The following is a 10,389-nucleotide window of genomic DNA, read 5'->3' as shown; positions in this document are numbered from 1 at the left end:
CGGGGGGAGGGTGGCGTCACGGGCTGAGGAAAGGTCGAACCAGGTACGCCCTCGACGAGAGGGTGGGGCGCGTCCGGGGGGATGTAACGACGCGGACCCGGCCGGCATTCCGACCGGCGCCCCGGCCATCCCGAGGAGCTCGAGATCCGGGGCCCGGGGTTACGCGCTCGCCCGGGGTTACGCGCTCACGGTGGTTACAACGACCCGCGCCCCCGACCCATGCCCACCACCTCTGTGGCGCCGGTCACCACAAACCGCCATGAAACAGATGAACAACCCGATCGGACCCTATCGATGGCGCCGCCACGAACCGGACACTCGCCCCAGACTGACCGTGACTCCGCCGACCGCTGTGCGCCGGGCGGCCCCCGGTCGACGTGCTGGCGGCAGCGGTGCACGCCGCCCAGACGAAACCGGGCGGCCTTCCCGTCCCGGCCTACGCGCTGGCGGACAGCGGCCCGCCCCACCTGACCGCCCCGGGTGGCCTTCCGCGTGGGCCCATCACCCGCCGAGCCTCCGGAGCCCGCCCGACACTCGCCGCCACTACCGACAACCGGGACGCTCAGCCGGGAACGCCCGGCGTGGACGCCGGTCACGGCGGCGTTGGTGGTGGGCGATCATGCAGGTGTGGTGGGGTGCAAAACGCTTGAATGGGTCCCTACCCGGCACCATAACTGCATGATCGACGCGGCCAGGGGTGGCGGGAGCAGGGGTGCCGGGCGGCGGGGTGGGGTGGGGTGGGGTGAGCGGGGTGGCGAGGGCAGAGGGTGGGGGTGGGAAAGAAGGCGGCGGCCCGGTGGCTGGTGCCACCGGGCCGCCGCCTTCGTGCTGTTTCGGTCCTACTCGTCCGCGCCTGCGGCGGCGGTGCCACCGAGGTCGGCCGGGACGGCGTCCGGCACGGTGGCCGGCCGGTCCGCGCCCGTGAAGATGAGCTTGGACTTGTCGATGTCCTCCGGATCGCCCTCGCAGTCCACCACCACGATCTGACCCGGGGTCAGCTCGTTGAAGAGGATCCGCTCGGACAGGTTGTCCTCGATGTCGCGCTGGATCGTGCGACGCAGCGGACGCGCACCGAGCACCGGGTCGAAGCCCTTCTTCGCCAGGTACTTCTTGGCGTTGTCGGTCAGCTCCAGGCCCATGTCCTTGTTCCGCAGCTGGCCCTCGATCCGCTGGATCATGATGTCGACGATCGACAGGATCTCCAGCTGGCGCAGCTGGTGGAAGACGATGGTGTCGTCGATCCGGTTGAGGAACTCAGGCCGGAAGTGCTGCTTGAGCTCGTCGTTGACCTTCTGCTTCATCCGGTCGTAGTTGGACTCGGAGTCCTCCGACGCCTGGAAGCCGAGCGAGACCGCCTTGGCGACGTCGCGGGTGCCCAGGTTGGTGGTCAGGATGATGACCGTGTTCTTGAAGTCCACGATCCGGCCCTGACCGTCGGTGAGCCGACCGTCCTCCAGGATCTGGAGCAGCGTGTTGAACACGTCCGGGTGGGCCTTCTCGATCTCGTCGAAGAGGACCACCGAGAACGGCCGACGCCGCACCTTCTCGGTCAGCTGGCCGCCCTCGTCGTAGCCGACGTAGCCGGGAGGGGCACCCACCAGCCGCGAGACCGTGTAGCGGTCGTGGAACTCGGACATGTCCAGCTGGATGAGGGCGTCCTCGCTGCCGAACAGGAACTCGGCGAGCGCCTTGGAGAGCTCGGTCTTACCGACACCGGACGGGCCGGCGAAGATGAACGAGCCCGACGGACGCTTCGGGTCCTTCAGGCCGGCCCGGGTACGCCGGATCGCCTTCGAGACCGCCTTGACCGCGTCCTCCTGGCCGATGACGCGCTTGTGCAGCTCGTCCTCCATGCGCAGCAGGCGCGAGGTCTCCTCCTCGGTCAGCTTGTAGACCGGGATGCCGGTCCAGTTGCCGAGCACCTCGGCGATCTGCTCGTCGTCGACCTCGCTGACGACGTCCAGGTCACCGGCCTTCCACTCCTTCTCCCGCTGGGCCTTCTGGCCGAGGAGCTGCTTCTCCTTGTCGCGCAGCTGGGCGGCGCGCTCGAAGTCCTGCGCGTCGATCGCGGACTCCTTGTCGCGACGCACCTGGGCGATGCGCTCGTCGAAGTCGCGCAGGTCCGGCGGCGCGGTCATCCGGCGGATCCGCATCCGGGCGCCGGCCTCGTCGATCAGGTCGATCGCCTTGTCCGGCAGGAAGCGGTCGGAGATGTAGCGGTCGGCCAGCGTCGCGGCGGCCACGAGAGCCGCGTCGGTGATGCTGACCCGGTGGTGCGCCTCGTAGCGGTCGCGCAGGCCCTTGAGGATCTCGATGGTGTGGGCCAGCGACGGCTCACCCACCTGGATCGGCTGGAAGCGGCGCTCGAGGGCGGCGTCCTTCTCCAGGTGCTTGCGGTATTCGTCGAGCGTGGTCGCGCCGATGGTCTGCAGCTCGCCACGGGCCAGCATCGGCTTGAGGATGCTCGCCGCGTCGATCGCGCCCTCGGCGGCACCCGCGCCGACCAGGGTGTGGATCTCGTCGATGAAGAGGATGATGTCGCCGCGGGTGCGGATCTCCTTGAGCACCTTCTTGAGGCGCTCCTCGAAGTCACCGCGGTAGCGGGAGCCGGCGACCAGGGCACCGAGGTCGAGCGTGTAGAGCTGCTTGTCCTTCAGCGTCTCGGGCACCTCGCCCTTGATGATCTTCTGGGACAGCCCCTCCACCACGGCGGTCTTGCCGACGCCGGGCTCACCGATCAGGACCGGGTTGTTCTTGGTGCGGCGGGAGAGCACCTGCATGACCCGCTCGATTTCCTTCTCGCGCCCGATGACCGGGTCGAGCTTGCCCTCGCGGGCGGCCTGGGTCAGGTTGCGGCCGAACTGGTCCAGCACGAGGCTGGTGGACGGCGCGGCCTCGCCCGGCGTGGCGCCCGCTGCGGCCGGCTCCTTGCCCTGGTAGCCGGAGAGCAGCTGGATCACCTGCTGGCGGACCCGGTTGAGGTCGGCGCCGAGCTTGACCAGCACCTGGGCGGCGACGCCCTCGCCCTCGCGGATCAGGCCGAGCAGGATGTGCTCCGTGCCGATGTAGTTGTGGCCGAGCTGCAGCGCCTCGCGCAGCGACAGCTCCAGCACCTTCTTGGCCCGCGGCGTGAACGGGATGTGCCCGCTCGGCGCCTGCTGGCCCTGGCCGATGATCTCCTCGACCTGCTGCCGCACACCCTCCAGGGAGATGCCGAGGCTCTCCAGAGCCTTGGCGGCGACGCCCTCACCCTCGTGGATCAGGCCCAGCAGGATGTGTTCCGTACCGATGTAGTTGTGGTTGAGCATCCGGGCCTCTTCCTGGGCCAGGACGACAACCCGTCGCGCTCGGTCGGTGAACCGCTCGAACATGCCCTCGTGCTCCTCACGTGCCGTGCGCACTCGATCTTGATGGTCAAGAAGTCGTGGCGGGGCCGGTGCGCGGACGACCGGGACGGGCGTCCGTGCCTCCTTACTCTATCGCCGCGGACCGACTCCGCTGAGGTCGTGTGTCCCCGTCGGGAGCCGTGTACGCGTCGTTTTGCACAACCGTCCGCGCTCAGGGGGTGTTCCGGTACCCCTGCCTGTACGCGCAGAGCGAAATTCGACCCCGGTCGTGGACCCGTCGTGCGGGTCGCGCCGGTGCCGACGCGGCCCGGATCCGGGCCGTCGGGGAGTTGTCCACAGGCTGTGGACAGACTCTCCACCGGCTGTGGACAACGACCGTCGGGACGGAATTCTTCCCGCTCGGACGCGACCCCGGGCGGATACGGCGACGCCGGCCCGGAGTCGTGCTCCGGCCCGGCGTCGGTGTCGCCCGTCGGCGGTCCCGGTCAGTGACCGGCCTTCGCGTGGTACTCGTCGACGATCTCCTGGGGGATCCGGCCCCGGTCGGAGATGTCCTTGCCGGCCTTCTTGGCCCAGGCGCGGATCGCCTTGTTCTGCTCCCGGTCGGCGGTGGCGCCACCCCGGCCGCGCGCGGCCCGGCCGCCGACGACGACGCCGCCCCTGCCCACCTTGGTGCCGTGGGCGATGTACGAGGCGAATACGTCGCGCAATTTCTCGGCGTTGGAGCTAGACAGGTCGATCTCGTACTGAACGCCGTCGAGCGCGAACTTGACCGTCTCGTCAGCGTCCCCGCCGTCCAGGTCATCGACCAGCTTATGAATGATCTGCTTGGCCACGTCCCACATTCCTTTCGAGCAGGGTGCTCCTGCAAACTGTAAGCACAATAACCCGCGCGGCGCTTGCCGCGTCAATAGGATGCGGTAACGACCCGGTGGAGATGCGCGGCTACTCCGGGCGAACCAGGGGGAAGAGGATGGTTTCCCGAATTCCCAGGCCGGTGAGCGCCATCAAGAGCCGGTCGATTCCCATTCCCATACCCCCGGCCGGCGGCATTCCGTACTCCATCGCCCGGAGAAAGTCCTCGTCCAGCCGCATGGCCTCGTCGTCGCCGCGGGCGCCGAGCTGGGCCTGGGCCACCAGCCGCTCCCGCTGCACCACCGGGTCCACCAGCTCGGAGTACGCGGTCCCCAGCTCGAAACCGAGCACGTAGAGGTCCCACTTCTCGGCCAGCCCGGGCTCGCTGCGGTGCGCCCGGGTCAGCGGGCTCGTCTCCTCCGGGTAGTCGCGGACGAAGGTGGGCGCCTGGAGGCTCGGCACCACCAGCTCCTCGAACAGTTCCTCCGCCAGCTTGCCCGGCCCCCACTTCGGGTCGACCGCCAAACCGACCTTGTCGGCGTACTCCACCAGCCGGGCGCGCTCGGTGTGCACCGTGACCTCCTCGCCGAGGGCCTCGGAAAGCACCCCGAAGAGGGTCACCGAGCGCCACTCGCCGCCGAGATCGAACTCCCGGCCGTCGGCGTGGGTCACGACGGTCGAGCCGCTGACGGCGATCGCCGCCTGCTGCACGAGATTCCGGGTCAGCTCGGCCATGGTGTCGTAGTCGCCGTACGCCTCGTATGCCTCGAGCATCGCGAACTCGGGCGAGTGCGAAGAGTCGACACCCTCATTACGGAAGTTGCGGTTGATCTCGAAGACCCGGTCGACGCCGCCGACGACGGCCCGCTTGAGAAACAGTTCCGGCGCGATTCGCAGATACAGATCGGTGCTGAGTGCATTGCTGTGGGTCACGAATGGCCGGGCCGCCGCGCCGCCGTGCAGCAGCTGGAGCATCGGGGTTTCCACCTCGATGAAGTCCCGGCCGTGCAGCGAGTCGCGCAGGCTGCGCACGGTCGTGGCCCGGGTACGCACCATCTGGCGGGCCTGCGGCCGGACGATCAGGTCCACGTAGCGCTGCCGGACCCGCGCCTCCTCGCTCAGCGGCTTGTGCGCCACCGGCAGCGGACGGAGCGCCTTCGCCGTCACCGCCCACTGCTCGACCAGCACGGACAGCTCGCCGCGCCGGCTGGTGATCACCTCGCCGGTCACGCCGACGAGGTCACCGAGGTCGACCAGGCGCTTCCAGTCGTTGAGCCGGTCGGGGCCGACCCGGTCGAGGGAGAGCATGGCCTGCAACTCCGTGCCGTCGCCGTCCCGCAGGGTGGCGAAGCAGAGCTTGCCCGTGTTGCGTACGAAGATCACCCGGCCGGTGACCGAGACCTGGTCCCCCGTGGCGGTGTCGGTGGGCAGCTCGGCGTACTTCTCGCGGATCTCGGCCAGCGTGCTGGTCCGGGGGAATCCGATGGGGTACGGCTCGACGCCCTCGGCGAGCATCCGGTCCCGCTTCTCCCGGCGGACCTTCATCTGCTCGGGAAGGTCGTCGGCGGGATCGACTGGCACGGGGTTCTGCTCGGTCACGGCACGCTTCCTCAGAAGGAGATTTCGGGCGGGGTCAGGCCCCGAGCGTACTCAAGGCCCCCGGAGGGCGTTACGGGATAACCGGCCCGCATGACCGGCCCCACTCGCGCCCTCCCCGGCGGCCGGGGTTCAGACGTTGCGCTCGTAGACCATCCGCAGGCCGATCAGGGTGATCATCGGCTCGTGGTGGGTGATCGTGCGGCACTCGTTGATCACGAGCGAGGCCAGCCCGCCCGTGGCGATCACGGCGCTCACCTCGCCGATCTCCTCGATCATCCGCTCGACGATCCGGTCCACCTGCCCGGCGAAGCCGAAGTAGAGGCCGGACTGGAGGCACTCGACGGTGTTCTTGCCGATCACCGAGCGGGGCTTGGTCGCCTCCACCTTGCGCAGCTGGGCGGCCCGGGCCGCGAGCGCGTCGAAGGAGATCTCGATGCCCGGGGCGAAGGCGCCGCCGAGGAACTCGCCCCGGCCGCTGATCACGTCGAAGTTGGTGGTGGTGCCGAAGTCCACCACGATCGACGGCCCGCCGTAGAGGGTGTACGCGGCCAGGGTGTTGACCACCCGGTCGGCGCCCACCTCCTTGGGGTTGTCGATGGCGAGCTGCACCCCGGTGCGCACCCCGGGCTCGACGATCACGCTCGGCAGGTCCGCGTAGTAGCGGGCGAGCATGTTGCGCAGCGAGCGCAGCGCGGCCGGGACCGTGGAGCAGGCCGCGACCCCGGTGATCTCGACGGCGTCCGCGGCGAGCAGGCCCCGGAACTTCAGGCCCAGCTCGTCGGCCGTCGCCCGCGCATCGGTCTTGATCCGCCAGGAGTGCACCAGCTTGTCGCCGTCGAAGGTCGCCAGCACGGTGTTGGTGTTTCCGATGTCGATGCAGAGCAGCACGCTCGCAGCCTAGACAACGCCCGGCCGCCGGTTCACCCGGTGCGCAGGTCCATGGCGATGTCGAGGATCGGCGAGGAGTGCGTCAGGGCCCCGACCGACAGGAAGTCGACGCCGGTCGCCGCGTACCGCGCCGCCACGTCGAGGGTCAGCCCGCCGGTCGCCTCCAGCTCCGCCCGGTCCCCCACCGACGCGACCACCTCGGTGAGCATCTCCGGGGTCATGTTGTCCAGCAGCAGGAAGTCCGCGCCGGCCTCGACCGCCTCCACCGCCTCGGCGACCGTGTCCACCTCGACCTGGACCGGCACGTCCGGGAAGGTCTCCCGGACCCGCCGGAAGGCCGCCGTGATGCCGCCCGCCGCGAACTTGTGGTTGTCCTTGATCATCGCGACGTCGTGCAGGCCCATCCGCTTGTTCGTGCCGCCGCCCGCGCGGACCGCGTACTTCTCCAGGGCGCGCAGGCCCGGGGTGGTCTTGCGGGTGTCCAGCACCATCGCCTTGGTGCCGGCCAGGGCGTCCGCCCAGGCCCGGGTGTGGGTGGCCACCCCGGACATCCGGCAGAGCAGGTTGAGCGCCGTGCGCTCGGCGGTGAGCAGCAGCCGGGTGGGGCCGGTCACCGTGGCCAGCACGTCGCCGCGTGCCACCCGCTCGCCGTCGCGGGCCACCACCGACACCTCGACCGTACGACCGGCGCCGGTCGCCTCGCCGACCAGCTCGAACACGGTCGCCGCCACGGCCAGCCCGGCCACCACGCCGTCGGCGCGGGCCACCAGGTCGGCCGTGTCGGTCTGCCCGACCGGGATGGTGGCGACGCTGGTGACGTCCAGCAGGTCCGGGCCCAGGTCCTCGGCGAGCGCGGCCTCGACCGTCCGCCGCACCTGCGCCGGATCCAGGCCGGCGTCCCGCAGTGCCCGTTCCGTCGACTCCGTCATCGGGTCCCCTCCCACGCTTGCGTCAGCCGGCCCTGCGCCCCGACCGCGCCGACCAGGTGGCCGTGCCACCGTTCGTCGGCCGTCGGGAAGTCCTCCCGCCAGTGGCAGCCCCGGGTCTCCCAACGGGCGTACGCGGCGGCGACCAGCGCCGACGCCACGGTGATCAGGTTCGTCGCCTCCCAGTCGGCCGTCCGGGGCCGGCCCCGGCCCTCACCGAGCCCGGTCAGCACGCCGGCGGTCGCCGCGAGGGTCTCCGCCGAGCGGAGCACGCCCGCGCCCCGGGTCATGGCCCGTTGCAGCGTCGGCGTCGCCTCGGCCGGCACCACCCAGCCCTCGCCGCCCACCCAGGCGCCCGTCGCCGCCGGCTGGGCCTGCCCGGGCAGCCCGGCCGCGATGTCCTCGGCGATCCGCCGGGAGAAGACGAGCCCCTCCAGCAGCGAGTTGCTGGCCAGCCGGTTGGCGCCGTGCACGCCGGTGCAGGCGACCTCGCCGCACGCGTACAGCCCGGGGATGGAGGTGCGGCCGCGCAGGTCCGTGCGGACGCCGCCGGAGGCGTAGTGCGCGGCCGGGGCGACCGGGATCAGGTCGGTCCCCGGGTCGACCCCGATGGCCAGGCAGGACGCGACGATGGTCGGGAAGCGTCGGGCCAGGAAGTCACCGCCCAGGTGCCGGGCGTCGAGGAACACGTGGTCCGCCCCGGTGGCCAGCAGGACCCGGTGGATGCCCTTGGCCACCACGTCCCGGGGCGCCAGCTCGGCCAGCTCGTGCTGCCCGACCATGAACCGCTTGCCGTCGCCGTCGACCAGGTGGGCGCCCTCGCCGCGCAACGCCTCGGAGACCAGCGGCTGCTGGGCGTGCCCGGCGCCGGGCACGCCGGCGCCGCCCGGGGTGATCAGCGCAGTCGGGTGGAACTGGACGAACTCCACGTCGGTCACCGCCGCGCCGGCCCGCATCGCGAGGGCCACCCCGTCCCCGGTCGACACGGCCGGGTTCGTGGTGGCCGCGTAGATCTGGCCCATCCCGCCGGTGGCCAGGACGACTGCCCGGGCCAGGATGGCGCCCACGCCGTCCTCGCTGCCCTCGCCGAGCACGTGCAGGGTGATGCCGCAGGCCGGGCCGAGCCCTTCCGGGGAGTCCCCGGGGGCGCGCAGCAGGTCCAGCACCAGGGCGTGCTCCACCAGCCGGATCCAGGGGTCGCGGCGCACGGCGGCGTGCAGGGCGCGCTGCACCTCCGCCCCGGTGGCGTCGCCGCCGGCGTGCACGATCCGGTCGGCCCGGTGCCCGCCCTCGCGGGTCAGCATCAGCGAGCCGTCCGGGTTGCGGTCGAACTCCGCCCCGATCCGCATCAGCTCGCGCAGCCGGGTGGGGCCCTCCTTGACCAGCACCCGCACCGCCGCCGGGTCGCAGAGCCCGACGCCGGCGATCTCGGTGTCCGAGGCGTGCGCGGTCGGGGTGTCCCGCGGGTCGAGCACGGCGGCGATGCCGCCCTGCGCCCAGCGGGTCGACCCCTCGTCGATGTCGACCTTGGTGACCACGGTGACGTGCAGCCCCGCCTCGCGCAGGTGCAGCGCGGCGGTCAGGCCCGCCACCCCGGAACCGACCACGATCACGTCGGTGGTCTCCACCCAGCCGGGCGCGGGGGCGGCCAGCAGTCTGGGCAGCGCCGGCAGGTCGACGGTCGGAAGGTCCATACCCACAGTCAACCCGAAGGGTCCTCACGGGGGGCGGCGGGGGCGGGACGAGTGGTTTGGGCCATGGGGTCCCGAGCCGGGCGGGCCGGCCGGCGCCACGCGTGGGGCCGCCCGCGTGGGCGGGCGCGCTACCGTGCGCGGACCGGGAGGGCCGCCGGGCCCGCGCCCCGCAGCGAGCCGGTCACCGTACGGTCGTCGAGCCAGAGGTAGCAGCGGACGCCCCGGTCGCCGACGCGCCACCGGCCCTGCCCCGGCGGACGGACCACCACCCCGCTGCGGAAGCGCAGGTCGGCGTCGTCGGGCACCCCCACGTAGCGGCCGAGCACCGAGCGGCAGCCGGCGTACAGCGGGGCCCAGTCGGCGGCCCGGGTCGGGTACGGGCGGTCGGGCGCCCGCCACACCCCGACGAACTCGGCGTCGTGCCGGGTGGCGCAGTCGACCGGGAGCAGCGTCCGCACCGACCCGCCCCGGGAGCGGGCCTGCTGGCAGCCCAGGCGTAGCGGGGACGGCCCGCGCAGCGCGTCCCGGAGGCTGCCGGTGCGGACCACCACCGTGGCGGCGGCCTCGGCGGTGCTCACCTCGGTCAGGTCGCACCGGTACCAGCGGGCGCCCGCCGTCCAGCCCGCCCCGGACGGCACCGCCACCGCCAGCCGCAGCCGCCCCGCCCGCCAGTCGGCGCCCACGTGACCGGTCGCCCGGGCGTCGCAGTCGGCGAAGGCGCCCCGCAGCTCGGCCGAGCCGCCCGGCGGCGGGGCGGGCCGCCCGGCCGGGAAGGCGCCCACGTGCACGGTCTCGACCCGGTGCGGCACGGCGCAGTCCACCGGCGCGTACGCCGCCAGGGTCACCACGTCGACGAAGTCGGCGACCTGGCACACCCCGGCGGCCGGGGTGAAGGGCCCGGCGGCGGGCGGGGCAGCCCAGTCGTCGACCAGGTCACCGTCCAGCCCGCCGGCGTCGGCGCAGCCGGCCAGGAGCGCGGCCGTGGCGACGGCGGCGAGCAGGGTGGTCATCGCACGGCGCACAGCGGCCTCCCCCAGCCACCCGCGTCTATCGACGGGCAACCAGACTACCCAGGGTTGA

General features: G+C 72.2%; 7 protein-coding genes. All 7 read right to left on the bottom strand.

Annotated elements, in window-relative coordinates; all coding sequences use genetic code 11:
* Positions 1-839: 839 nt before the first annotated feature.
* The 7 genes from EV374_RS22990 to EV374_RS22960 all read right to left on the bottom strand — a co-directional run bounded on the left by EV374_RS22990 (position 840) and on the right by EV374_RS22960 (position 10,319).
* Positions 840-3,371 (bottom strand): ATP-dependent Clp protease ATP-binding subunit, encoded by a 2,532-nt coding sequence (locus EV374_RS22990; RefSeq protein ID WP_132238694.1) that lies wholly within the window; start codon positions 3,369-3,371, stop codon positions 840-842.
* Positions 3,372-3,832: 461 nt separating this feature from the next.
* On the bottom strand, positions 3,833-4,183 hold the full coding sequence (locus EV374_RS22985) for a histone-like nucleoid-structuring protein Lsr2 (RefSeq protein WP_165947879.1): 351 nt from the start codon (positions 4,181-4,183) through the stop codon (positions 3,833-3,835).
* A 109-nt stretch (positions 4,184-4,292) separates the two neighbouring features.
* Complete coding sequence (lysS, locus tag EV374_RS22980; RefSeq protein WP_132238668.1) at positions 4,293-5,801, bottom strand: lysine--tRNA ligase; 1,509 nt, start codon at positions 5,799-5,801, stop codon at positions 4,293-4,295.
* A gap of 129 nt (positions 5,802-5,930) precedes the next feature.
* A complete protein-coding gene (locus EV374_RS22975; protein WP_132238666.1) occupies positions 5,931-6,689 on the bottom strand; it encodes a type III pantothenate kinase in 759 nt (252 codons plus the stop codon).
* A gap of 32 nt (positions 6,690-6,721) precedes the next feature.
* Positions 6,722-7,618, bottom strand: coding sequence for a carboxylating nicotinate-nucleotide diphosphorylase (nadC, locus tag EV374_RS22970; protein ID WP_132238664.1), 897 nt, complete (start codon positions 7,616-7,618; stop codon positions 6,722-6,724).
* A complete protein-coding gene (locus EV374_RS22965) occupies positions 7,615-9,309 on the bottom strand; it encodes an L-aspartate oxidase (RefSeq protein ID WP_132238662.1) in 1,695 nt (564 codons plus the stop codon). The genes nadC and EV374_RS22965 overlap by 4 nt, the downstream gene beginning before the upstream one ends.
* Positions 9,310-9,437: 128 nt before the next feature.
* Positions 9,438-10,319, bottom strand: coding sequence for a septum formation family protein (locus tag EV374_RS22960; RefSeq protein WP_132238692.1), 882 nt, complete (start codon positions 10,317-10,319; stop codon positions 9,438-9,440).
* Positions 10,320-10,389 lie beyond the last annotated feature (70 nt).

This window comes from Micromonospora sp. CNZ303, assembly GCF_004345505.1.
The sequence above is the reverse complement of the archived record's forward strand: the minus strand, read 5'-3'. Positions and strand labels throughout refer to the sequence as shown.